We start from the raw sequence: 25,502 nt of genomic DNA on the forward strand, positions 1-25,502 counted from the left end.
ATAATCGTTCAACACAAAGAAGCTAAGAGAACACTCTCTTAGCTTCTTTATTATTATTCTTTAAAGTAAAGGCATTAACCATTCAAGAAATTGAACAGCTAGAAACCAAATTCTTTATAGTGAAGTAACATAAATATCCAATTAAAAATCCACTAACCTGACGTTTCGTTTTGCGTTAATCCTTTTTCGTTAAATCTTGGCAATATGGCAAAGATATACTTAAAGTCACTGCTTTATCAAATAAAAAATCAAGTATAAAGTTTCCAAAAGGAAATTTTATGCTTTACGTCACATTGACGTTCACTGAAACTCAATGAAGTTGCTATATGGAGACGGCGGGATTTGAACCCGCGTCCAGAAACTCTAACACTTAAGCTTCTACGCGTGTATCTTACCTATTTGAAGTTTCGCGTAGCAATATGCCGATAAGCGGGCGTCCTGTACGCTAACTTGGAAATCTCTTGCAGCATCCATACTATTATATCTAAACTATTTATTATTGTAAGGGTGTATTACACTATTCATGAACTTGGTTATAAACTTTCTTAACCACATTATACCATGTATATATAAAATAAAAAGAGAATCTTTTAATTCAGATTCTCTTTCACCTTATTATCTATCCCATTCGCACTTAATCGTTTAGTTCTTAAGATAAGAAGTAATTGGTTTTGTCACTATTTAAAATCATTAAATATCTTATCTATCTTCCCATAACCTAAGATTGCTTTTCTTGATAAATTATCCTGTACCTCAATTTTCTCTTGAACAGATTTAACTATCTTCTCTTGAGTAGACATGTCAGGTATAGGTAAATAAAAATTCAATAATTCATTACTAGAAACTTTCACCATAGATTGATTTTTCCCCTTAGATACATATTTAAAATAAGATCTACCTAGAAAAGAATTAAAAACTAGAGCTATGTATTTCGGTAAAATCTCTTTAGAAAATTGAACTTTTATATATAAATCCGGATATATGATATTTTCATTTATCTCCTCATGTACAATACTCGCTAAACCAACCAAACCTACTGTATTTCCTCTACTTATAAAGAAATCTCCCTTTTTAATAAAGAACTTGTTAATATCTGGCCTAGTTTTTATAGTTGCTTTTGTGGGATGCACATCAAGATATGCGCCAAAATCAAAATGCTCTTGTCCTAATACCGGAATCCCCTCTCCAGCGACTATTGATTCTGGACTCCATCCATTATTAGTTGAAAGAATATACTTACCTAGTCGCTCTATACAATCTATATTTTCATACATAAATCCTTGTAATTCCTTCATTTTGTTCCATCTAAAACTATACCTTAAATCTTTATTTACATTTGTAATACTACTAATAGGAACTTTCAAATTCTTTATAGATTCAACATTAAAAATAGATTTTATATCTAAGTTAAATTCTTGTGCAAAAATCTTATCAACTATTTCTTTTTTATTAATCCTTAAAGAATTTAGTTTCCCAATTTCACTTTCAACTTTCTCCAAATCTGCTAAAATAGTTTCTTCATTGTCTAAAATATGGTCTAGAAGATCCTTTGAAAACCTTATATTTTTTAAATCTGACTCTTTTAATGTTGGATAACCCTTACCTTGTCTAGAAACAGCATTTATTTTAGAACTTAAAATAGTTCTTAATAAATAGTAAAGAACTTTACTATTTATTAAAGGTCTTATTTGAATAAAAGCTTTTGTGAAGTATATATCTTTATTGTTCGTAAATTCATCTTCCCTAATCAATACTACTTTATTTAAATAAGGTCTAATACTAGAAAGCAGTATATCGCCTTTTTCTGGTGAAATAATATCCCCTTTTTCTATCTTTTTAAATAAATCTTCATTCAATTCATTTCTATTATCATTAGAAAGTGCTACAGGGAAAACCTCTCCTAATTTACTTACATTCCCAATTTCCGCATATTGAATTGTCGTATCCAAATCAATTTCACATTTTTTATATGGAATGATTTTAAACAGAGATTTATAAGTATAGTAATCTTTATCATCTGTTACATTTCCAACTATAAATTTGAAATCAAATCTCAACGTGGGCTCAGAAGAAAATTCTGACATCTTTTGATGCTTTATTTTCATTCCCACTTCACCTCTTGCCTAATATAATCTAAAATTTTAATTCTATTTTGTTCACGTAGAACAATTTCTTCACTTTTTAGCAAAGTTAAAAACCCATATTTAAACTTGTTAATTAACTCTTCATCATCACGTTCTAGATATTCTTCCCTCAAAATTCCATTATCATCGTAGTATTTAGCAAAAACTTCATTTACTTCAGAAATAGTTTCTTGTAAATATGCTACTTCTGCAGTAACGCTTTCTAACTGATTTTGTTGTTTCACAATTTGTTTAGCTAAATTACTTGAGCTCTTTTCTATCTCATTTTGTTTGAGATTTTCTAAAAATTCTTGCAAAGCCTTTTCTTTTACCACAAGTTTTTGTAACTTATCTTCTAATTCTTGTAGCACACTTTCTTCTTCAATTTTTAGTGGCGCAAATTCTAAATCATATAAATCATTCGGCATTACTTTCTCCGTTCCCTTTTTCGAACGTTTATATCCTACATGAGATGCTTCTCCCATAAAGACATTATAATCTAACTCTTTTGCTACTTCTCCAAAAACCCATGCTGCATTATAAAAACCAAATACATCAGTTTCTTTTTCAATTTTAGAGACCTCATCAATTTCCTCTTGGTACTTTACTAGCAAATCCTTTACATCTAATTCTTTATCACTATCTATAATAAAATCTTTCAAGTACCGATCAATATGTTCTTTAATAATTGAAATATTATTTCCCTTTAAATTTTCTACTACATCTTTAGCCCATTTTCCATTTATTTTTTTTTCATATATAAAGTAATCAATATAGTTATTAATACGAGTCTTTAGTCTACCCCATTCTTTACCATATTCATTCCATTTATCGTTCCATAACGTTATATCTTTAGAAGATTTTTTTTGAGCAAATAAAATACTTGTCTTAGTAGATGTGTAAGGCTCAAATGTAACTTCGGGTAAACTAACTACAGCTTTAACATTAAAATACTTATAAATAAATAAACGAATATATTTATTTTCAATAGTATCAAAAACACTTTCTGGAAGAACGACACCTAATCTTCCACCTTCTTTTAACAATTGATAATATCTTTCAATAAATAGATTCTCTGAGTTCTTCTTTTCACCAAAAATAAAAGTATTTTTAACACTTCTCAATGTCTCTGTGTCTAGGTCCACACTGAAAGGAGGATTACTAATAACAACGTCGAATCTACCATTAATTTCTTTAGCATAATTAGAATCGGTTGAACTATTATTTTCTAAAACATTAGGTGCACTACTTCTATACAAATGGAACGGAAGTAATCCGCTTTTTACAAATATATTAGTTGAACCATCGCCATGCAGTATCATATTTACTTTTGAAGCTGTTCCTAGATCAAAATTTATTTCTGAGCCATACAAATATTCTCTAGCCCATTTATTTTCATTATGGTCTGGAGTAAATAGTTCTTCAAAACGTTTTTCAAGCTGCCTGCTCGATTTAAGTTTGTACTTTTGCTTGTATTTTAACTCTTTTGTTATTACTCTCATTGCTTCAACTAAATACGTGCCACTCCCCGCAGATGGGTCAATAATGTAAGGTAATTCTCTTTCATTATTCAATTTCTCAATTGCTAAAGTGTCTAGTTGTAATCCAAATAGTAAAAACTTCACAATTGGAGTTGGAGTGAAGAACTGTCCTTTATGTTGCTTAAAACCATCTCTAGTTATACTTTCAAAGAAATCTCCTAGAATATCTTTATTGTTTAATGAATTTCTACCTTCTAAAAAAGAAATATTCTCTAAAGTTTGAACAGTATAAATCAATTTATTTAATTGGAACTTATTAAGGTTTATAACACTGTCATCATTAAGTTGTTGTTCATCACTTATATTTAACTGTTCTTTTTTTGCCCTCTTATATAAATCATTTATCCTCTCATATAACTTTTTAGGACTCTCTGTATTTACTCCATACTGATATACCTGGAAATCATATTCTTCACCATTGACTTTTTCATATTCATCTTGAATTTTAGCTAAAATTATATTAACTAATGAGTAAAATATTTCACTATCATTAGTTCCGCCACCACCCCAAAGCTTATTATGTAAGTCTTTAGCTAGTCCATCCACTTCATCTTTATCTATCTTTAATCTTAGGTCATACTCTTTATCACCCTTCAGTAAAGGTTGCTTTTTAGGCTTACCATATCCACCAGTCAATTTTGTACCTATTGATATATACCCATCAGCTTCCCATTCTGCATAGGTTGGATATTTCTCAAAATCTATAATTAATAATTTATCTAACAATTCCCCTGCTACTTCATCCAAAGTGTAATATACTAGGTATTTTACTTTAGTTTTAAAATCTCTTTCTTCTGCTTGTGCTAAAGCAAATAATTGTCCCTCAATTTCTGATTTATCTCTTTCAAATTTACTTGGGGATTTTAATTCAATAAAAAAGAATGGATTTCCGAAGTCGTCTTTTACAATCACATCTATTCTCGGCACTAATTTAGAATGCCCACCATGGATATTATATTCTTTCTCCGTTTCTATATTTTCAGCTCGATAATCTAAATCATTTACTAATCTATCTAATATATATGCTCTTACTATTTCTTCGTCTCCAGATAAGACTTTCAATTCTCTATGATGTTTTATATCTTTAGAATAAAGTACACTTGCTTTGCTCAAATCTATTTGAGCAACTATATTTTTTTGCTCACTTAACTGATTTTCTACTAATTCTCGCCAACTACTCATTAAATTGCCTCCCTTGTCTTAAATACTATTATAACTTATAAAAAGGATATAATTAATACTGTACTCAAACCATTACATCGTATCCTTATTTTATCTATTGTGTGTACATTAATCTACTCACTCTTTTTCCAAACTAACCAGACTTTGGAATGTGAAAAACAACCCCTCTGCTCTCCTCTATAGAAAACAGGGCGATATTTAACTATACAATCTCATCAATTGCTCCATAATTGCCCTTTATACATCCTTCGGTCCCATTCTTTTCTATCTAGACCACTATACAATCTTCATGAGCTATCAGTTATCGACTGTAACAACTTCAAATTATAGACAATAAAAAAAGATACAGCATTTTAAACTGTATCTCTTAATAAGAATAGTGTTATATTTTACTTTTTATTTCTTCCCCATTTATGTTCTTCCCACTTAATTTCATTATTTATATCTCTTTGTTCTATAGTTTTTATCTTTTCTTCGATATCCTTTTTTTGTCTATATAAGACCATTACTTCTTCATAGCAACTTTCTTCCTCAAGAATGAAGTCCAGTTCTTGAATATAATTAGCGTATTTTTCTTTATTTAAATAAATTAATAGCGATCGGAAATCTTTTGAGTGAATCATAATATCCCCTGTATTTGTAATATGCCAGTTGTCACTATAACTTACCATCGAAATATCCTCAAATACTTCATCCATATCCTTTTCTAAAAATACACAGACATCATTTAGATAGTGATAAATTTTATAACCGATCTCTTCATAACCTACATTTACTTTTTTATTCATTTTCTTTTCCTCCTAATAGTTTTGTTTGCTCTTCGGCTCTACACGCTAATAACGCAATCTACTTTAAATCCTGACAATAAAGTTGAAAAACTTTTTAACCGATCTCTTCACAACCTTCTTTTACTTTTTTTATTCATTGTCTTTTCCTCTATTGTTTTGTTTGCCTTTCGGCTTTACACACTAATAACGCAAGTTAAATCAAATACTGACAATGAATTTGAAAAAATAATAAATTTTGCATAAAAAAAGAACTTGGTAAGGTATCTCCAAGTCCACATCTTTTACAGTCCGTTTTTCACTAAAGCACCTGTTAGCACAAATCTTTACTTCTTCTATCTAACCAACCTTTAATTTCTTCATATGAATAACGAAGTAAGGCATATATGGTGCAGCATCCTTAAGCCACCTAGCAACGTTTGCCTCCCACTATGTTCGATCCCATTCCTTCTATTAGAAATAACTTTTAGCAACCCTGCGACTGGACCGTGTTTTCTTTAAATATAGACTTAAAACTTTCTTATGTAATAAGTCACCTTTAACTGGTGTGCTTTTTATGGAAGCAGATACCTCCCCTTGTTCAATGGTATATCCTTGACCATTTAGTACCTCTGCTGTTTTTGCAATGCTTTCATGAATTACATAGGCATGAATCACTTGTTGCACAAAATTTTCAGGTTGATATTTCTCAATGAGTTCCACATATTCCTGAATCTCCTGTAAATCTTTTTTTGACTGTTCTAGAGTACGAAACGTTTTCATTCAAATAACCTCCCTGACCTTTATTACCATCACTGTAAAATAGAGAAAACTCCACGTCAATACAATCCCTGAAAATTCACTCTATAAAATATATTAATAGTAAAAATACTGAAAAAAAGCCGATTCCTTGGAATCGACTGTTGAACTAAAGCATCCGTATTTGAAGAAGCACCTTCTCTTTTATTACACATTATGGTCGTACTGCGACATTATTCCCCCTGTTCTACTAGTTTACCATCGACTACTTTCAATACTGGCATATCAAATGCTGTAGCCATATACTCGTAAGATTCCTTTAGTTCCTCTAATGAATCATCTGCCATTACTTCTCCCCAACCGTAAGGCTTATTGTTTTCATCATAATGAACTTCGCTTATCTCGAAGGAAGGTTTATTTTCTTTATCTACTGTCATTACAACTCTATAGTTCCAGATTCCCACTATTATTCTCCTTCCTTGTTCCGCCTTATGTGTCAAATACGACATAAAATTTTTCCTTCTCTTATTGAACAAACCTGCTCCGTTAGTTTAAATATAACATTTCACAATGGATTACTGAAATATACCTGATGTTTTTGGACGTAAACAGACCATCAATAGATGGTCTTGTTTAACTAAAGCACCCGTTAGCTTAAGTATATTCCTTCACAAACTGCGTTGTTTTTTTGGTTATTTCTGACAAGCAATATGGAAATAACCGCATTTCAAATAGCGTTTGCAATCAATCTCCCTACTAAACGTTTTTATAAAGAACTTTCTATATTGAATTTCATTCTACGCTTATATACATTTCCAAGGCTATCAGTAAAAGTAACAAATAATTTTATTCTCCCATTATATCCTTCCTGTTGGAATTTTTTTGCTACTAGAGATAATTCAACATAGTATTCCGTAGATTCTGATGGTTGCAGTTTTTTAGGTATTGCATCTTGTTGTTGTATTGGAAACACCATTTGTTTTTTATTTGGCAATTTAAATGAAGTATTAGTTAACGTTACTGGAACTATTCCAGCATTTACAGCCGTAATTACTAAATGCTGACCACTGCCCATATTACCTCCACCTACAAAAAACCATAAGATACCGAAACCAGTACTTCAGGCTTCCGAGATTGTTTAGAAGTCCATAAAGCAACAATAGCTGCAATAAAAGTAGCAAAAGCTAAAACCCAGTTTCCTAAAGTTCCCCATTCAACCGCTGTCCAATTATTAATATTCATTATATTAACCTACTCCTTCTCAGATATGTATATAACCTCAAAAAATATTTTACTATTCTTATACATAAATGGTTATTATTTTAATATTAAAAAGAAGAAGTAGTGGTAGATTCACGTCTTCTTCCTGTAAATTCAAATAAATTTACCCTGTAAAACCTCTTACTCCAAAAAAACTCAAAATAATTACTCTTAAGCTAACCTGCTTCGTTAGTTTAAGTGAAACTATTAACAATCATTAATATATTTTAGCATTAATATCAAAATATAATAAAAAAAATCCGCTAAATGAACATGGCCAACTTTAAAAAAATGGTATAGAAATTGTTGAGAGGTAGTGTGTGGCGTAAATATCCCCCCCTCACCCATGCCCCCCCTTACCTTTAGTTCCTAGTTTTTGATTATTAATAAACAATTTTATCATCTAGGTATCTATCCTTTTAAGGAATACGTATGTACTAACGCTATATAAAAGCTATGGACATAAAAAAAGACCGGAAACACCGGCACTTAGTTCTTCTCTAATTCTTCAGCAATCATATATAATTCCTTTTTTAATTGTTGATTTAGTTCGACTGGAACTAATAGCGTACGTTCTTTATCGATTGTGAAACTCATTGGAGTATCATTTATCATTCTAACCATTGAAGCAATCCCAACGGCTTTATAAGTGCCGTATCTAGCGTTTCCGGCTTACCCCCTCATAATATGAATTAAGGAATCTATCACCTTCAAAATAACCGTCTATAACCTTTAATTCATCTATTACGTTCATATTATTTTGTCACCTTTCTTTTAGCACGAATAAGAGTACTTTTTGACAATCTTGTCATCTTCTCAACTTCTTTATAGCTATGAGTTTCTAATAACTTTAAAGCGTGGTCAATCTGTTCCTTAGTGAATTTATTCGGTCTACCTTCTGTAAAGTCTGGTTTCTGTTTAGCGATGGCTTTACCTTCTTGAGTACGTTCTACAATTAGGTTTCTTTCCATTTCTGCCACTGCTAATAGAGTAGTTAAGAAGAAACGTCCCATTGTTGTATCTTCCAGTAGTCCCACATTTAACACATGAACCCTCACACCTTTAGAAAATAAATCCTTTACTATTTCAATGCCTTCAACAGTATTTCTAGCTAGTCTATCCAATTTAGTGACGACCAACGTGTCACCCTCTTTTAATAGTGACAGAACTTCTTGTAATTGTGGTCTGTCTGCTTTAGTTCCTGTGAACTTCTCTGAATAGATATTGTCACAGTTTTCATTTTCTAGTGCTTGTAATTGTCCCTCTAATTCTTGTGAAACTGTACTTACCCTTGCATATCCGTATTTCATTATGTATTTACTCCTTTTTTGCGTTTCACTTATGACACTAAGTTACGACACCCTCTGGTACGTTGATATTACAGTATCGGAAAAGAGGTGTCAATACTATTAAGTTATGACACCTTTGTAATTTTTAATTGAAGTCAAATAGCCGCCCACCTGAACTAATGGCATGAACCTGCCCTTGTAGATAGCTAAAGCCCTTTATTGATAACGATTATCAACTCTTAGATATATTAGAACATGCCTTCTTTTTGTGCCAGCTTGCTATATATCAGCTATTCATTTTTCATGAACGTTAATATTCGAATAAAAAAGTACCCCTACCAGCAGTGAATACTAGTAAGGGCTTCAGATCGGATGTTATTTAGATTAGAAGAATGAGTAGTGAAAGTTTTAACAGTTAGCGGAACTATCGGCCTTTTACTACAATAACGGAATCTATATTGATAACTGACGAAAATTTACTCAATCCTAATATGATTTAACTTCTTTACTTTACTGCTATTACTATAGTTATTATAGCTATGCACCTTGATAGTATTCTTTCAATAGAAATATTAATAGTTAATTGTTTATTGGTTATTGGTTATTGTTTATTGGTTATAGTTACATATCAGATTCTGAAACAAGCAAAGTTCAGATATTGAATCTTGCTAACTTCACTTCTTGATACATCATCATTAAAAAATTTAAACAGCTTATGTCAGAAATTGAAATACCTTTCGTTATTGTAGTACAAACAACAGAATGGAAGGTGTTTTTAATGTCAAAAATCTCTAAAAATAATACTAGTAATGATGAAATCTATGTACGACTGTACTTATCCGCGTTTAGAAGTGGTTTAGTTGCCAAGCTGAAAGCCACCAATTTCACTGTTTTCATGACCATTTGTAGCTATATGAATGAAGCTGGTGAATGTTGGCCTACACAAGAACAGATTGCAGAGAGCAGTGGTATTGGAAAAACCACAGTTAATAAGTCTGTAAATGAATTGCTAGCTTTTAAGTTCAAAGGTAAGCCTTTAATTAGTCGTAGGATGGTTCAGAATGGATATTTTAAAAATAGCGTCTATACAATTCACCCTATTTCACAGGTGGCTATTTTCGGCGGCCAAGTAGAAATCCTTGATACTAAAGAAAGTACTAAAAATGGTACAAAGAAAAGTACTAATGAAATACCAAAAACAATAGATGAAAATGTTAATCTACCAGTGAATGATAGAGCCTTAGAAAGATTACAAAACAGATTAAACAAATAAATATTCCCATAATAATCCTTCATGAGATGGACACAGTATCTTTACGAACTTTAGCACCTTCAAGCGTGTATAAGTATGTAAGAATGAATAACATCATCCTTATAAAATAACACTTAGGCATGGGTGTTACTTTGTTGTGCCATTACACAACTCCTTACTAGGAACAGTTCAGACTTTAATTAGTTTGGGCTGTTTTTTACTATGCATAAAAATGGAGGTTATTATAAATGAATAGATACGATAAAACTGAATTATTAAAGCTACTAGATGCAGATACGATAAAGGTGCTTCTAAGGATTTATGGAATTGACTATAAGAAAATTGCTATCAGATTTGGACAAACAAGACCAGCAGTTTATTACCAACTTAAAAACGATAGCTTTAAAAATTACCAGCGTGAAATCATTCTTAATCTATTCATTCAATACGGCTTAGAAGCTGCTGAATTAATCCTGATAAACAAAATGATGACTACTATGAAGAAGGTGAAAACAAATGAAGCTAATTGAAGATATGATTCAGGAATTAACCGACACGTCACAGGAATGGAATAATGATGAAATATCATTCGAAGTAAGAAACATGAAGCTGGATCTACTAATCAATCAAGTGGAACAGTTACAGATTCAGTTCTCCAATCCATTAGAGAACCTTCCCCCAGATGCTACAAACGTTTACACCCAGCTATTAAGCCGCCATAAGTACAAAGCGATAATTAGACTGAATGAACTTAAACAGGCCAGTACTAAACGACAATATAACATAATTGCAAGGTCATTAATTCAAAGAAAGCTTTATTTCCCTTCTTTACATAGAAGTTTTAAGCGGAATATTTGGGCTTATTCTAATGCGAAAAAAATGCTTCACGTTAAAGATTTTCAGATATTCATAATAAAAGAAATGGAAGGTGTTATTAATGAGTAATACAGATAGATTAGAAGCAATTAGGGCGTATTTTGCCGAGGAAGAAAAGATAAAGGTAGAAGTCCCAGTAAAGATAAGTAAGACAATAAAAGGTGACGTGCATCACTACTTTAACGGAGATCGTGCTGGATACAAATTTCGTCACGGTATTGCATGGGTAGAGAGAAATGACCTTCATAAGTTCCGTGGACTACATTTCATTATTCATGAAGAAGAATGCGGTGAATCAAAATGAACGTAACTGAAAAGATTAATACCTTCATAGCAGAATACAATAATAAATTGAATCAGCTTAATGAAAGAATAGAATCCAGTTCCAAGCGTGTTACTGAAATTGAAATGGAAATAAAGTATATCAGTCAGAAGGAACTCCCTGAAGCTTCTGTGCAGCGTGTCTTGTCCAGTGAATCAGGATTGGAAAATAAACTAAAGAAAACATTAATAAAGCTTCAGACAGAACTAGAAGAGAAAAATGAAGAAGTTTTGATTCTACAGAACGCCTTGCAGCAGTATCATTTTCAAGCGGCAAACGAACTGAAACAGTATCAGCAATTATTTAAGGATGAACGTGCTATTGCTATGGATAAGATCTATAGCAAGATGATGTCAAAGAAGCGTGAATACGTGGAAGCTATGAAAGAAGAAGCTGAAGTACTTCACCAGTTCCAAGCCGTTGATCTACAGATTCAACTAGTAGAACAGGCTGCTGGAATGAAGAAGGATGTATATAACATCTTTACAGTGGATTCAGCACCAATGCCAAGCCATTTAAAACGCTATAATGGTATTTACTTGGCCCTTACTCATGAAGAAGTACAGAAGATTATCAAGAAAACACCAATTGATTTAGGCTATCTCGATAAATTTAAGCATACAAAAAACTTATAATGTAACAATGATACTTGTGAGAAGCGCTGTAACGACTTTAGGAACACTAACACTAGAATGGATAACTGTTCACCTAAATTCATTACACGGCTATATTTTTGCCTATTTAATAGTGCTACTACTTTTATATGAACCTAATAAAAAAAGTATGGGGGTGCCTGCTATATATCTGGGTCTACATAGCGACACCCCCTCTACCACCGGAGGAATTATAATTTAATTGTGTGCATACTTTTGACGGTATTATTGCACCCCATAGGTGTGGGGAGAGAGGGGCACACCCTAAGGTATACTATTCTCCCCATTTCCAGTGCCACTGTTTCCCCCAGGACCACCCATCCAGTACGTATATAAGATACCAAGTAATACAACCATGAAATTTCCAAAGTTGCTGAAAACCAACGTGACGCCTATAAATCCTGTGCTTATCCCCAGTAGGACTACTACAATGAGTAGTACAATTAAATTTTTCTTGCCCATGATTCAATTCCTCCTAATGATAGTTTTAGTACCGACGAATCGGATACTTAGCTATCTGGAGTAAGCTATTACGCACTTTTAAAATGATGGCTGCTTCTAAGCCAAACATCCCCCAAAATGCAACGCCATATATTATTGTAAACGAACTCTATTAAAATTACAAGATTATTCAAATTATTTTATATAAACTCAATAATCAACACATATCAATGTAGTAGCCTATCAACGTAGCGATAAGGGTGGGTGTATATCGTTACCAGTAACTAGGATTCTTTTTTTGTTTATTTTTCATATTTACTTGCGTTATTCAAATACTTCCCCCAACATGAAGCCAGAATTGAGGACAACGGCTTGGTGCAAAAATGACTGCCTACATTTCAGAAACTAAATTAATAGAATCTGAAACATAGTCAGCCATTGCAACACTTTTCACATGAATCCGTCATTTGAGGTATCCGTATATGTATGCCCTTGTTAAATGCGATTCTTTCAAATCAACACACCTACTACACTACTATTGCCCCCATGAGTTCATACAATTCGATTTAAAGCCATTTGCATCATATCGTTAATACATATCCATCTATAGTGGAACTCTGTAAAATTATACTCTTTGGTGTGTTCTGTGTTGCCTTAACAACTCAATTCTTCCACTCCTAGCCGTTAATGGTCGCTAACACCATTCACACTCAAAGCGAAACAAGGAACGCTAGAATAGAGTGCTAGACGTTTGTTTGCATCGGAAACGTCATAACCTTTCCAGTTTTATTTTGATTCGAGTTAGTGGGCAACCTCGAAAGAGTACATCCTAAAAAAGACAATAGGAAACTAGACCTTTGCAATTTAGCTTTTTTTCAAGTAAAATGAAGGCATGTTAGAAACTCATATTTAGTTGTATTTGCGTACGCTAATTGAGTAGAGGGTAACGACTGCGAATCGTTACTCTCTTTTTTATTTCCTCCCCTTTCACTTCAATTATGTTGTTTGTAGTTTACCAATCCAGTAATGATGAAATTAACTCCAGTATGTATGGGTTAATACTTTATTGTCTGACATAGATTTAATATGTCTAAAGCGAACTTTTCAGCTTCATCAACTCCTGAGGTAATAATCGAAAGAATTTCTTTCCCATTTCCTACCCCTATTAAAATTGAATCGTCTTTTTTGCCAGATTGCTTTGAATCCAAATATGTTTGTTTTGCATCCGTAATCTTTACATAGTGGCTTTCAAGAGTAATGTATAAATTTTTATTCTCTGCATCCTTGAATTTATAATTTCTCAACATTCAATTCTCCCTTACTTTCAATCAGTATTAACATTCGAAACATTCATTTCTTAAGAAGATGCTTTATTGGTACTTTTTATTTGCTATAGATATTGTTTTAGACTGTTAGATACTTCCTCTATATCAAGGTCTAAATATTGCGTTGTAACGGCTAAATCCGAGTGTCCTAAGGCTTTACTGATGAGTGGTACACTTGCACCTTTCTCTAGGAGGTTCTTTGCGAACGCCCTTCTAATAGCGTGTGCGTTGATGTTCTCTAATCCAAATCGTTTACTGTATTTATTAAGTTGTTTTGAAATGGCACAGTTTGATGATTTAGTTGTATTCATGGCTAGGCCATTCTGAGTTATAAACACATTTGTGCCGGTGGTTTTAAAATGTTTTCTAATACGCTGATTTTGTTTGATTAGTAACATTAAAATGTCAGCTAATTCTTCATCGATTGGTAGCTTCAAATATTTATGATTTTTTAATGTAGATCCATTTAAGTTTAAACAATGTTTTTCAAAATCAATGTGCCGTTCCTTTAACTCGCATACAGTGTGAATTCTTATTCCAGTCTTAAACATCAGTTTGACAGCAGTGACATCTCTAAAGCCTATAAAGGTTGATTTATCTATCAAATGAAACAACTTTTGAATGTCACATTCTTTAGCAGATGGTTTAACCTCCTTATCAACTTTGATATGGATGTTCTTCCAAAAGTTATCCTTTATCCAATTGTTAAAAAATAGCTTTCCTAGTACTGCTTTGATTGTCTTCAAACGAATTTTTTTTGTTTGTACAGAAACCTCAAGATTATCCAAATAGTTAAAAATACTATCTGAATTGATTTCCTCTATAAAAACTAACCCATTGAATTGAACAAATTGCTTAAAGATATAATCATAGCTTTGAATTGTTCTCGGTCTATTGCCAGCTATCTGCATTTGTTTAAAAATTACTTCCATTCCATAGCTTATCGGTGTCCAACTAATATTGCTTTTATCTCCCCCTTTACTGAATACTAACTGTGTATCTTCAATTGCATATACACCATGTTTTCTAATATTGGACATAAAAAAACCCCCTAATCCAAATTGGAATCAGAAGGTTTATAAACTAAGTTCATATAAATAATGAGTAATTTACCCTAGTAACAAAAAAGGGATATTCAATAAGAGTTCAACTCCTATCAAATACCCCTAACATTGTTTAAACATTGATTTAACAGTGTTTCTACTGTCAAAAATAGTATGGAGACGGCGGGATTTGAACCCGCGTCCAGAAACTCTAACACTTAAGCTTCTACGCGTGTATCTTGCCTATTTAGGTTTCGCGTAGCACTATGCCGACAAGCAGGCGTCATGTACGCTAACTTGGAAATCTCTTGCTGACAGCTCAAGTGGCACTGCCAACCGTATCCCACTAAGAGTGAGCTCTACCTAGCCACATGGGCGATGGATAGATAAAGCAGATCCGAGCTTACGCTGCGAATGCTAAGTTGTTGTTTGTTTTGCCTGTTATTATAAAGTCCGTTTTTGCGGAGCCGAGCCTCCGACGCGCAACTCAAGCTCAGACTATCCCTGTCGAATCCATAACGTCCCCGTTTATGGAATAATGTAAGCTTTGTTACATAGCTAACTATACATCAAAAATGGTCAATTTTCAAGTGATACATCTTTCCAATAATGGATAGTCCTTATTGGTTGCGCTCCTTGAACGCTCTTTCCATATCACGTTTTGCTTCTTTTTTCTTCAAGACGTCTCGTTTGTCGTAATCTTTCTTCCCTTTACCAAGGCCAATTAATACTTTTGCATAGCCATTTTTCACATACATTTTTAGCGGGACGATTGTGTAGCCCTCTCGTTTAGTTTCGCCGATTAATGTATTGATCTGCTTTTTATGTAAAAGTAGTTTTCGAGATCGTAATGGATCATGGTTGAAGCGGTTTCCTTGCTCGTATGGGCTAATATGCATATTGGAAATCCACGCTTCATTGTTACGGATACGAACGAATGCATCTTTTAGTTGTACTTTTCCGTTACGGATGGATTTTATTTCGGTTCCTTGTAATACGATACCTGCTTCAATTGTTTCTTCGATAAAGTAATCATGGCTTGCTTTTTTGTTCTGTGCGAGCACTTTATCGTCATGCTTTTTTGCTGCCATCTCATTCACCTCTTAAAGCTTACGAGGAGCGACTAAGCGCTCCTTTTATTTTTTCTTTTTTGGTCGTTTACGACGTTGCGATTTTTTGGCAACGGATTCGTAAAATTTCTTTTTCTGTTTTACTTCTTTTTTCGGGCCTGGTTGAGAAGAGCTTCTTCTGCCTGCGCCTTCTTTTTTCTTTGCATGAATTACTTTTGGTGCTTCTTTTCTCGTGCGGTGGAATGCTTTTTTCATGCCGACGATTTCAAAATCGATCGCTGATTCTTCTGGTTTTACTTCGGATACGCGAACCGTTACTTCATCCCCGATTCGGAATTGCTTGCCTGAACGCTCACCGATCATGATCATTTGACGATCATCGAATCGATAATAGTCATCCGTCATATTCGTTACATGCACAAGTCCTTCAATCGTATTTGGCAGCTCGACGAATATACCGAAGTTTGTAACAGAGCTAATAATACCTTCGAATTCTTCCCCGATCTTATCGGACATGAATTGTGCTTTCTTCAGTGCATCTGTATCACGTTCTGCATCTACTGCACGACGTTCACGTTTCGATGTGTGCTCGGCGATATCATCGATGATTGCTCCCCAATGATTAATCGTTGCTGAGCTTACATCTCCATTTACTAAGTATGTTCGGATTAATCGATGAACGATTAAATCGGGATAACGTCGAATTGGTGATGTGAAATGCGTATAGAATTCAGTAGATAATCCAAAGTGTCCTAAACATTCCCCGTAATATTTCGCTTGTTGTAGAGAGCGTAATAACATCGTAGAAATGACTGGCTCTTCTGGCATACCTTCAATATTTTCAATAATTTCTTGTAATGCCTTTGGATGCACTTCATTGCCCGTACCTTTTACTACAAGTCCAAAATTCGTTAGGAAAGCGAAAAAGCGTTGCAGTTTTTCCGGCTTTGGATCTTCGTGAATACGATAAATAAACGGAACATCCATCCATTTAAAATGCTCTGCAACTGTTTCATTGGCAACAAGCATGAATTCTTCAATAAGACGTTCTGCAACTGTACGTTCGCGAGTCGCAACATCTGTTGGCCAGCCATCTTCATCTACGATAATTTTAGCTTCTTGGAAGTCAAAGTCGATTGCACCACGTTCTTGACGCTTTTCTCTAAGGATTGCCGCAAGCTCACCCATCAGTTCAAACATTGGTACTAATGGCTCGTAACGCTCGATTAACGCTGCATCTTTTTCTTCTAAAATTTTAAATACATCATGGTAAGTCATTCGTTCGGTTGTACGAATCACACTTTGGAAAATTTCATGCGATACAACCGTACCAGAGCCGTTAATGATCATCTCACAGGATAATGTTAAACGGTCTACTTGCGGGTTCAATGAACAAATACCGTTTGATAGACGATGCGGAATCATCGGGATAACTCGGTCTGCTAAGTAAACACTCGTTCCGCGATCATATGCTTCGCGATCAAGTGGAGAGCCTTCCGTTACATAATGACTAACATCCGCAATATGTACGCCTAGTTTATAGGTACCATCCGGTAGTTTCGTTACTGTAACAGCATCATCTAAGTCTTTTGCATCTGCTCCATCAATTGTGACGATTACTTCATCTCGTAAATCTCTGCGATTCTCCAAATCTTTTTCGTCAATTTCATCCGGAACTGATTCTGCTTGGTCAATCACTTCTTGCGGGAAGTCGATGGTAATGCCATGCTTGTAAATAATAGATAGAATATCGACTCCTGGGTCATTTTTATGTCCAAGAATTTTCGTAACCATACCAGTTGCGGATTTTCTTTCATTTGGCCACTCCGTAATTTCTACAACTACTTTATGTCCTTCGATTGCCCCTAACGTATCTCCTTTTGCGATAAATACGTCCATAGGTACTTTTTTATCATCTGGAATAACAAAGCCAAACCCTCGATTGTCCTGGAACGTTCCAACGACTTGGGTAGTGCCTCTTTGTGTAATTTTAATAATGGAACCTTCACTTCGGTCACCATGTGATTCACGGGATACACGAACGAGTACCTTGTCTCCGTTCACTGCTCCATTCACTTCCGTCGGTGGAATAAAAATATCATCTCCACCCTCTTCTGGTGCAACAAAGCCGAATCCTTTCGCATGGCCGATAAATTTCCCAACGACTAAATTCATTCGAGCCGGGGTACCATAACGATTGGATCTGGAGCGGACAACGAGTCCTGCATCTTCCATTTGAACAAGTGTTTTCACTAGTTCTTTAAAATCGTCTGCATCCACTAATCCAAAGTGCTCCTCTAGCTCTTTTGTAGTTAGTGGTTTATATTCTTCATCTCGCATTAGTTCTAATAATTTTTCTTTCATATTTTCCATGTTACATCCCTCCTTTTTCAGCGTGTGCACATTTGGTGTGTTTTACACATTCCAATCAAGCGACTCTAAAAAGTTTAATATATCTTCATGTAATTGTTCTTTTTCAGGACCAAGTGTAATCACATGCCCTGAGTTTTCATACCAATTGAGTTTTTTCTCTAATGATTCTGCTTGCTCAAAAATGGTACTTGCCGATTCAATATCTATTACCGTATCTTTCTTGCCTTGTGTGACAAGTAGTGGTGCGTAAATATGATCGACATGTTCTCGAACATTATAGACAAACTCTCTTAGCTCTGCCAGCGTCTCCATTGGAGTTTGGCGAATCGCCTCTACTTCTTCTTCTATTTGCGCTTCTGTTTTTCCTTCATATTTCTTATATTCTTTGGCATATTTTACGACACCTTCGAACATGACGTCAGTTGTTTTCATCGTCATTGGGGAACACATCGTGACAATACCCTTCACAGGAACTGTATACCCCAATTTGAGTGAAAATACGCCTCCAAGTGAAAGTCCAGCTACTGCAATCTCCTCATAGCCTTCTGCTTTTAAACGGTCATACCCACGCATGACATCCTTCCACCAGTCTTTCGGCCCGGTCTCAAGTAGCTCCTCCGGTGGTACGCCATGCCCTTTATAGTGCGGGGCAAGAGATGTGTATCCGTTTTTCTCCAAGAAACGTCCAAGCATTCGAACGTCCGATGAATTCCCCGTGAAACCATGCAGCAATAGCACAGCACGTTTTCCAGCTTCAAAGAAAAATGGTTTTGGTGTTGTAATTTTCATATAAAAATACCTCCAATCAACTACCACAAACTTAGTATGTAAAAGAAAACGCCTAACCAATCAGATGTCGGTCAGGCGGTTCGGTTCAACTCAATTATTAAAACTTTGTAACAGCAATTGTCAAAATAAAAAATAACACTGCAAGTACAATCGTTATTCTATGTAACACAAGGTCCATACCTCGGGCTTTTTGTTTTCCAAAAAGTTGTTCCGCTCCACCAGAGATGGCTCCTGAAAGACCAGCACTTTTCCCCGATTGTAACAATACAACAACGATTAATGCGAGCGATACAATGACAAGTAAAACCATTAGTAACGTATGCATTTGTTCCACCTCCTGATAAAACGTTCACAACATAAGTAATTTTACCAAAAAGTGTGTGAAGTTACAACTCTTTAAGTAAATTAATCTATCTGATATTTTCCATTTTACTGGATATTACAACTAAATAACTCAAAATTACAACTAAACCTGCAAATTTTCCAACTAAATGTTTCAAAATTCCAACTAACTACTCCAAATTTCCAACTAAGCCTGAGCCCGCTCAACTTGCTGACTCCATTCTAATATCACCATAAGCATTTTAACCTATGAAAAGTTATACCATCCGAGAATCCTCCGACTCAAGTCTGTTTAACCAATTATGAACTAATGCGTTAAATACATCCGTTTGTTCGATTTGTAGGTTGTGACCAGCCATATCAAGCACTGCAAAAGTTGCCCTTGGGTAATCTTCGATTAATCGCCATGCGTCGTGGTATCCAACTACATTGTCCTGACGCCCTGTGATAATTAGCGTGGGATACTCAATTTTACATGTAATATCAAAGGTGAAGCCATATCCATTTTGACGGATGTGGTTTACGAATTCATCATTTGTTTGTTTAGAAGGAAGTAAAATTTCATTTCGAAACCTCTCCCATTCAGGTTGACCTTGTACTACCCCCATGGAGCAAAATTCATCAGCCTCACTTGAAGACAATTGTGATATTAAGTTGTTGTCTCTTTTTAGAACGGTCTGCTGCGGTACTTCCCTTTCATCGAAGTCGGGTATAGTCATTGGTGCCATCAGCAGTAATCCCCGAACTGTGTCCTGACGCAATCGGGCTATTCCTCTGGCAATGTACCCTCCATATGAATTACCACAAATAATAAACGGTTGATCAGGGATAATCTCGTCCAAGAGACGCAATACCGCTTTTAAAATATCATCAGAGTTCTGAATAGATGGTTGTGAGTCGGATTGCCCCATACCTGGTAAGTCTATGTATATTCTCTTCCAACCGCTTCGTTTCTCGAATATCGGTTCCATCGCATGTAACATCACTTGATGGTCAAGTGTCCAACCATGCAACATAACGATGGGATATCCTTCTCCAATTACTTTATGGTAAATCGACATATATTCATTTCCCCTCTCCCTGTAAACCAAATGATTAACATGGACATTTAATCATTTCATACTTATCTTACAATTTTAACAAAGTTGAGTAAGGGTTACACGCTTTAAAATAGGCTAACTACAAAAAGCTACTTAACAGCAAAATGCCGTTAAGTAGCTTTTTTGATCATTATTTTAGGTTATAAAAAGTATCTTTTCCTAAGTATTGAGCAGTAATATCTAGTTGATCCTCAATACGAAGTAATTGGTTGTATTTTGCTACGCGGTCTGAACGAGATGGTGCACCCGTTTTAATTTGACCAGCGTTTGTAGCAACTGCGATATCTGCAATTGTTACGTCTTCTGATTCACCAGAGCGGTGAGAAATTACTGCTGTATAGCCTGCACGTTTAGCCATTTCGATTGCATCGAACGTTTCTGTTAAAGTACCAATTTGGTTTACTTTTACAAGGATTGAGTTTCCAACACCTTGCTCAATTCCTTGTGACAATTTTTTCGTGTTTGTCACGAATAAGTCGTCTCCAACTAGTTGGACTTTTTTACCTAATTTTTCAGTAAGTAATTTATGTCCAGCCCAGTCGTTTTCATCTAAACCGTCTTCGATTGAAACGATTGGGTATTTTTCGCAAAGCTCTTCATACCAAGCTACCATTCTTCTGAAGTTTTTACTACACCTTCACCAGCTAAATGGTATTTTCCATCTTCTTTATTGAATAATTCAGAAGCAGCAACGTCCATTGCAAGAAGTACTTCTTCCCCTGGTCTATAACCTGCTTTTTCAATAGCAGTCATGATCGTTGAAAGTGCTTCTTCGTTAGATTTTAAGTTAGGCGCAAATCCACCTTCATCTCCAACTGCTGTGTTTAAACCTGCGTCTTTTAACACTGCTTTTAAGCTATGGAAAATTTCAGCTCCCATACGTAGTGCATGACGGAAAGATTCTGCTCCGACTGGCATAACCATGAATTCTTGAATGTCCACATTGTTATCAGCATGTTCTCCACCATTTACAATGTTCATCATTGGAACTGGTAGTTGTTTCGCATTGAAGCCACCTAAATATTGATACAACGGAATATCTAAGTAATCTGCTGCTGCATGCGCAACGGCAATGGATACACCTAGGATTGCGTTTGCACCAAGGTTACCTTTGTTGTCTGTACCATCTAGTTCAATCATTGCGTGATCGATTCCTACTTGGTCAAGTACGGAAAAGTTCTCTTCTAATTCTGCTGCAATGATGTTATTTACGTTATCAACTGCTTTTAAAACACCTTTCCCTAGGTATCTTGCTTTGTCACCATCACGAAGTTCTACTGCTTCATATTCACCAGTAGATGCGCCAGATGGAACGATTGCACGACCAAATGCTCCGCTTTCTGTAAAAACCTCTACTTCTACTGTTGGGTTCCCGCGTGAATCTAATACTTCACGAGCTTGTAAATGTGTAATAATTGGCATTTTTAACTCTCCGTTTCGATTAGTGTTTTACCTGTCATTTCAGGTGGTGTTTCTATCCCTAACAAGTGTAACATGGTTGGTGCTAAATCGGCTAAAATTCCGTCAGAACGAAGCGAATTTTCTTTTTGGGTGACAATAACTGGCACTGGATTTGTTGTGTGTGCCGTCATTGGCTGCCCTTCTAGCGTCGTTACTTCATCTGAATTTCCGTGATCTGCTGTTATAATAGCACGGCCACCTTTTGCTAAAATAGCATCTACTACTTTACCTAAACATTCATCCACTGCTTCAATCGCTTTAATCGTCGGTTCTAGCATTCCACTATGCCCAACCATATCTGGGTTGGCAAAGTTTAAAATAATGGCATCGAACTTATCATTCGCGATTTCTGAAAGCAGTGCGTCCGTTACTTCATATGCGCTCATTTCCGGTTGCAAATTATACGTTGCGACTTTAGGAGAATTTATCAGAATACGCTCTTCCCCAGGGAATGTTTCTTCTCGTCCACCGCTCATGAAAAAAGTAACATGTGGGTATTTTTCGGTTTCCGCAATTCGAAGCTGTGTTTTCCCGTTCTTCGCGAGTACTTCTCCAATTGTGTTATACAAATTATTTTTTTCAAACACTACATCGGAAACAACATCGTCGCTATAGTGCGTAAATGTGACAAACTTAAGGTTTGTCGGATGTTTTTCACTAAGCTTAAAGCTATCGAATGTAGGTGTGTTCAAAGCCATCGATAATTGAATGGCACGATCCGGACGGAAATTAAAGAAAATAACTGCATCCCCAGAATCGATGGTGACAGCCTGTTTTGCATTTTCTTCTACGACAAAAGGTAAGACGAATTCATCTAAAATATCTTCTTCATACGATTTTAATATTCCAGCTGTCGCTGATTCAGCTGTTCTTCCGATTCCGTCTACTAGTGCTCGGTAAGTAAGCTCTACACGATCCCAGCGACGATCACGGTCCATCGCATAATAGCGGCCGCTAATAGAGGCAAATTTCCCGATACCGATTTCCTTCATTTGCTTTTCGGTTTCTTCTACAAAACCTACTGCCGTTTGTGGTCCCACATCACGGCCATCTAAAAATCCATGGACAAACGCTTCTTGTAGCCCTTGCTCTTTTGCTAGCTTGAGTAATGCAAATAAATGAGAATAATGACTATGAACGCCACCATCCGAAAGGAGCCCCATTAAATGGAGCTTGCCTCCCGTTTGTTTGACATGCTCGATTGCAGCTAATAGCTTCGGCTCTAAAAAGAATTCGCCTTCTCGAATAGACTTATGAATGCGTGTTAAGTTTTGGTAGACAATTCTTCCCGCCCCAATATTCAAATGCCCAACCTCGGAGTTCCCCATTTGTCCTTCAGGTAATCCTACAGCTTCTCCAGAGGCGATTAATGTAGCATTAGAAAAGTCTTTCCAATAACGGTCGTAGTTTGGTTTCTTCGCTTGTGCTACTGCATTTCCGAATTCTTCGTGGCGCAGTCCGAATCCATCTAAAATGATTAAAGCTACTGGACTTTTAGACATTTTGTCCAGCCTCCAATAATTTTACGAAAGAGTCTACCTGTAAACTTGCTCCACCTACTAAAGCGCCGTCAATATGCTCTTTTGAAAGAAGCTCTTCAATATTTTCTGGTTTCACACTGCCGCCATATTGAATGCGTACGCTGTTTGCCACTTCTTCTCCAAATCCATCGAGAATGGTTTCACGAATTGCTTGGCATACCTCATTTGCATCATCCGCAGTAGCTGTTTTACCAGTGCCGATTGCCCAAATTGGCTCATAAGCGATAACAGAAGCTTCTACGTTTTCCTCTGAAAGCCCTTCTAAAGCAGCCATTACTTGAGCTGAGACAATATTTACGGTTTCATTTTGTTCACGCTGTTCTAACGTTTCACCTACGCAAATAATAGGAGTTAAATTATATTCAAACGCAGCTTTTACTTTTTGGTGAACAGACTCATCTGTTTCATTGAAATATTGGCGTCTTTCCGAATGTCCGATAACGACATAGCTAACACCAAGATCTTGTAGTTGGTGTCCACTCACTTCACCAGTAAATGCACCTTCTTTTTCTTCATGCATTGTTTGAGCACCAACTGCAACAAACGAATCTTTTGTCGCTTGTACAAGCTGATCTAAAAAGATTGCCGGTGCACAAATAACCGCATCCACCTTGCTGCTATCTACTTGTTTGTTTTTTAACTGTTCTACAAAATCCTTCGCTTCGGATAGTGTTTTATACATTTTCCAGTTTCCTGCAATGATCGGTTTACGCATCTAAAATCTCCTCCATTACTTATCGTTTAAAGCGGATACGCCTGGTAAGTCTTTCCCTTCCATAAACTCAAGAGAAGCTCCTCCACCAGTAGATATATGATCCATCTTATCGGCAACCTCGAATTTTTCAACAGCAGCTGCAGAATCTCCACCACCGATAATTGTATACCCAGCCGTTTCAGCCATTGCGTCCGCTACCGCTTTTGTACCATTCGCAAAAGCATCCATTTCAAACACACCCATTGGTCCGTTCCAAATGATCAGCTTGCTATTTTTAATAACATCCGCGTATAGAGCAGCCGTTTTCGGCCCGATATCTAGCCCCATCCAATCAGACGGAATTTGGTCGATATCTACTACTTTTGTGTTTGCATCTTTTGAAAATTCATCTGCCACGACTACATCGACCGGCATATAGAATGAAACACCTTTTTCTTTCGCTTTTTCGATAAAGCCTTTTGCCAATTCGATTTTATCCTCTTCTAATAGAGAGTTTCCAACATCATGTCCTTGGGCTTTCGAGAATGTGTACGATAAGCCTCCACCGATAATAATATTATCTACTTTATCTAATAGGTGATCGATGACACCGATTTTATCTTTAACTTTTGCCCCACCAATAATGGCAGTAAATGGACGTTCAGGAGTTGATAAAGCTTTCCCTAAAACATCTAATTCCTTTTCCATCAATAATCCCGATACAGCTGGCAATAATTTCGCAATACCTTCTGTCGTTGCGTGGGCGCGGTGTGCTGCTCCAAATGCATCATTCACATACACATCTGCAAGCGAAGCGAATGCTTTTGCAAGTTCAGGATCATTTTTTTCTTCTCCTGCATGGAAGCGGACGTTTTCTAATAACACTACATCCCCATCTGCCATTGCAGAAACCACTTGTTCCACTGCTTGTCCAATGGATTCATCTAATTTTGTTACAGGCTTATTCAAAAGTGTCGCTAAATGCTCTCCTACCTTTGTCAAACGTAGCTCTTCTTTTACTTCCCCTTTTGGGCGTCCCATATGACTAGCTAAAATGACTTTCGCCCCTTGTTCGATTAAATAGTTAATCGTCGGTATCGCTGCACGAATACGAGTATCATCTGTAATAGCCCCATCTTCCATTGGTACGTTAAAGTCTACTCGACAAAACACACGCTTTCCTTGTAAAGTTACATCGCTTAATGATTGTTTTTCCTTCATGAATTAAGCCTCCCAATTATGCCAATTATGTAAAAAAAGAAGGAGCAAAGGGTAACCCTTGCTCCTTTTACCCTCTTATAT

At 35.7% G+C, this 25,502-nt stretch carries 25 protein-coding genes, 1 other RNA gene and 1 pseudogene; 5 read left to right on the top strand and 22 right to left on the bottom strand.

From position 1 onward, the window contains the following. Positions 1 to 677 precede the first annotated feature (677 nt). From OR571_RS05515 to OR571_RS05555, 9 genes are all read right to left on the bottom strand, one after another. Complete coding sequence (locus OR571_RS05515; RefSeq protein WP_282241881.1) at positions 678 to 2,105, bottom strand: restriction endonuclease subunit S; 1,428 nt, start codon at positions 2,103 to 2,105, stop codon at positions 678 to 680. Next, positions 2,102 to 4,846, bottom strand: a complete 2,745-nt coding sequence (locus OR571_RS05520) for an N-6 DNA methylase (protein ID WP_282241882.1) — start codon at positions 4,844 to 4,846, stop codon at positions 2,102 to 2,104. The genes OR571_RS05515 and OR571_RS05520 overlap by 4 nt, the downstream gene beginning before the upstream one ends. A 389-nt stretch (positions 4,847 to 5,235) precedes the next feature. After that, positions 5,236 to 5,634, bottom strand: coding sequence for a hypothetical protein (locus OR571_RS05525; RefSeq protein ID WP_282241883.1), 399 nt, complete (start codon positions 5,632 to 5,634; stop codon positions 5,236 to 5,238). Positions 5,635 to 6,084: 450 nt separating this feature from the next. Further along, positions 6,085 to 6,393, bottom strand: a complete 309-nt coding sequence (locus OR571_RS05530; protein ID WP_282241884.1) for a hypothetical protein — start codon at positions 6,391 to 6,393, stop codon at positions 6,085 to 6,087. A gap of 209 nt (positions 6,394 to 6,602) precedes the next feature. Next, a complete protein-coding gene (locus OR571_RS05535; RefSeq protein ID WP_282241885.1) occupies positions 6,603 to 6,833 on the bottom strand; it encodes a hypothetical protein in 231 nt (76 codons plus the stop codon). A 302-nt stretch (positions 6,834 to 7,135) separates the two neighbouring features. Further along, the gene (locus OR571_RS05540) at positions 7,136 to 7,444 is read right to left on the bottom strand and encodes a hypothetical protein (RefSeq protein WP_282241886.1); all 309 of its coding nucleotides are present in this window, start codon (positions 7,442 to 7,444) and stop codon (positions 7,136 to 7,138) included. A gap of 11 nt (positions 7,445 to 7,455) precedes the next feature. Further along, positions 7,456 to 7,611, bottom strand: coding sequence for a hypothetical protein (locus OR571_RS05545; RefSeq protein WP_282241887.1), 156 nt, complete (start codon positions 7,609 to 7,611; stop codon positions 7,456 to 7,458). Between the two features lie 507 nt (positions 7,612 to 8,118). Next, on the bottom strand, positions 8,119 to 8,253 hold the full coding sequence (locus tag OR571_RS05550; protein WP_282241888.1) for a hypothetical protein: 135 nt from the start codon (positions 8,251 to 8,253) through the stop codon (positions 8,119 to 8,121). 131 nt (positions 8,254 to 8,384) lie between these two features. Further along, positions 8,385 to 8,939: a recombinase family protein gene (locus tag OR571_RS05555; RefSeq protein ID WP_282241889.1), complete on the bottom strand. Its 555-nt coding sequence runs from the start codon at positions 8,937 to 8,939 to the stop codon at positions 8,385 to 8,387. A 694-nt stretch (positions 8,940 to 9,633) separates the two neighbouring features. Here OR571_RS05555 and OR571_RS05560 point away from each other — a divergent pair. The 5 genes from OR571_RS05560 to OR571_RS05580 all read left to right on the top strand — a co-directional run bounded on the left by OR571_RS05560 (position 9,634) and on the right by OR571_RS05580 (position 12,003). Then, positions 9,634 to 10,191, top strand: coding sequence for a helix-turn-helix domain-containing protein (locus tag OR571_RS05560; RefSeq protein WP_282241890.1), 558 nt, complete (start codon positions 9,634 to 9,636; stop codon positions 10,189 to 10,191). A 227-nt stretch (positions 10,192 to 10,418) separates the two neighbouring features. Next, positions 10,419 to 10,700 (top strand): hypothetical protein, encoded by a 282-nt coding sequence (locus OR571_RS05565; RefSeq protein WP_282241891.1) that lies wholly within the window; start codon positions 10,419 to 10,421, stop codon positions 10,698 to 10,700. Then, positions 10,687 to 11,115, top strand: a complete 429-nt coding sequence (locus OR571_RS05570; protein WP_282241892.1) for a hypothetical protein — start codon at positions 10,687 to 10,689, stop codon at positions 11,113 to 11,115. Before OR571_RS05565 ends, OR571_RS05570 begins: the two co-directional genes overlap by 14 nt. Further along, positions 11,108 to 11,350: a hypothetical protein gene (locus OR571_RS05575; protein WP_282241893.1), complete on the top strand. Its 243-nt coding sequence runs from the start codon at positions 11,108 to 11,110 to the stop codon at positions 11,348 to 11,350. Before OR571_RS05570 ends, OR571_RS05575 begins: the two co-directional genes overlap by 8 nt. Next, positions 11,347 to 12,003 carry a hypothetical protein gene (locus OR571_RS05580; RefSeq protein WP_282241894.1) on the top strand — a complete coding sequence of 219 codons (657 nt, stop codon included), beginning with the start codon at positions 11,347 to 11,349 and terminating at the stop codon, positions 12,001 to 12,003. The genes OR571_RS05575 and OR571_RS05580 overlap by 4 nt, the downstream gene beginning before the upstream one ends. A gap of 282 nt (positions 12,004 to 12,285) precedes the next feature. Here OR571_RS05580 and OR571_RS05585 read toward each other — a convergent pair whose 3' ends face one another. The 13 genes and pseudogenes from OR571_RS05585 to OR571_RS05645 form a co-directional block, all read right to left on the bottom strand. Further along, entirely contained in the window at positions 12,286 to 12,483 is a 198-nt protein-coding gene (locus tag OR571_RS05585) for a hypothetical protein (protein ID WP_282241895.1), read from the bottom strand. 1,034 nt (positions 12,484 to 13,517) lie between these two features. Continuing rightward, positions 13,518 to 13,766: a hypothetical protein gene (locus tag OR571_RS05590; RefSeq protein ID WP_282241896.1), complete on the bottom strand. Its 249-nt coding sequence runs from the start codon at positions 13,764 to 13,766 to the stop codon at positions 13,518 to 13,520. Positions 13,767 to 13,852: 86 nt separating this feature from the next. After that, on the bottom strand, positions 13,853 to 14,827 hold the full coding sequence (locus tag OR571_RS05595) for a tyrosine-type recombinase/integrase (RefSeq protein ID WP_282241897.1): 975 nt from the start codon (positions 14,825 to 14,827) through the stop codon (positions 13,853 to 13,855). A 175-nt stretch (positions 14,828 to 15,002) separates the two neighbouring features. Continuing rightward, positions 15,003 to 15,356: a transfer-messenger RNA gene (ssrA, locus tag OR571_RS05600) on the bottom strand. 94 nt (positions 15,357 to 15,450) lie between these two features. Beyond that, positions 15,451 to 15,921 carry an SsrA-binding protein SmpB gene (gene smpB, locus OR571_RS05605; protein WP_142540004.1) on the bottom strand — a complete coding sequence of 157 codons (471 nt, stop codon included), beginning with the start codon at positions 15,919 to 15,921 and terminating at the stop codon, positions 15,451 to 15,453. Between the two features lie 45 nt (positions 15,922 to 15,966). Continuing rightward, positions 15,967 to 18,273, bottom strand: a complete 2,307-nt coding sequence (gene rnr, locus OR571_RS05610; RefSeq protein WP_282241898.1) for a ribonuclease R — start codon at positions 18,271 to 18,273, stop codon at positions 15,967 to 15,969. Between the two features lie 42 nt (positions 18,274 to 18,315). Continuing rightward, a complete protein-coding gene (locus tag OR571_RS05615) occupies positions 18,316 to 19,062 on the bottom strand; it encodes an alpha/beta hydrolase (RefSeq protein ID WP_282241899.1) in 747 nt (248 codons plus the stop codon). Between the two features lie 97 nt (positions 19,063 to 19,159). Next, positions 19,160 to 19,387: a preprotein translocase subunit SecG gene (gene secG, locus OR571_RS05620; protein WP_142540001.1), complete on the bottom strand. Its 228-nt coding sequence runs from the start codon at positions 19,385 to 19,387 to the stop codon at positions 19,160 to 19,162. 274 nt (positions 19,388 to 19,661) lie between these two features. After that, the gene (locus OR571_RS05625) at positions 19,662 to 20,465 is read right to left on the bottom strand and encodes an alpha/beta fold hydrolase (RefSeq protein WP_282241900.1); all 804 of its coding nucleotides are present in this window, start codon (positions 20,463 to 20,465) and stop codon (positions 19,662 to 19,664) included. Positions 20,466 to 20,634: 169 nt separating this feature from the next. Beyond that, a pseudogene (eno, locus tag OR571_RS05630) lies at positions 20,635 to 21,926 on the bottom strand (phosphopyruvate hydratase). Positions 21,927 to 21,928: 2 nt separating this feature from the next. Next, the gene (gene gpmI / locus OR571_RS05635) at positions 21,929 to 23,467 is read right to left on the bottom strand and encodes a 2,3-bisphosphoglycerate-independent phosphoglycerate mutase (protein ID WP_282241901.1); all 1,539 of its coding nucleotides are present in this window, start codon (positions 23,465 to 23,467) and stop codon (positions 21,929 to 21,931) included. Continuing rightward, positions 23,460 to 24,221 carry a triose-phosphate isomerase gene (tpiA, locus tag OR571_RS05640; RefSeq protein ID WP_282241902.1) on the bottom strand — a complete coding sequence of 254 codons (762 nt, stop codon included), beginning with the start codon at positions 24,219 to 24,221 and terminating at the stop codon, positions 23,460 to 23,462. The genes gpmI and tpiA overlap by 8 nt, the downstream gene beginning before the upstream one ends. 15 nt (positions 24,222 to 24,236) lie before the next feature. Then, positions 24,237 to 25,421 carry a phosphoglycerate kinase gene (locus OR571_RS05645; protein ID WP_282241903.1) on the bottom strand — a complete coding sequence of 395 codons (1,185 nt, stop codon included), beginning with the start codon at positions 25,419 to 25,421 and terminating at the stop codon, positions 24,237 to 24,239. Between the last annotated feature and the right edge of the window lie 81 nt (positions 25,422 to 25,502).

Source organism: Psychrobacillus sp. NEAU-3TGS, assembly GCF_029955155.1.
In the GTDB taxonomy this organism is placed as follows: domain Bacteria; phylum Bacillota; class Bacilli; order Bacillales_A; family Planococcaceae; genus Psychrobacillus.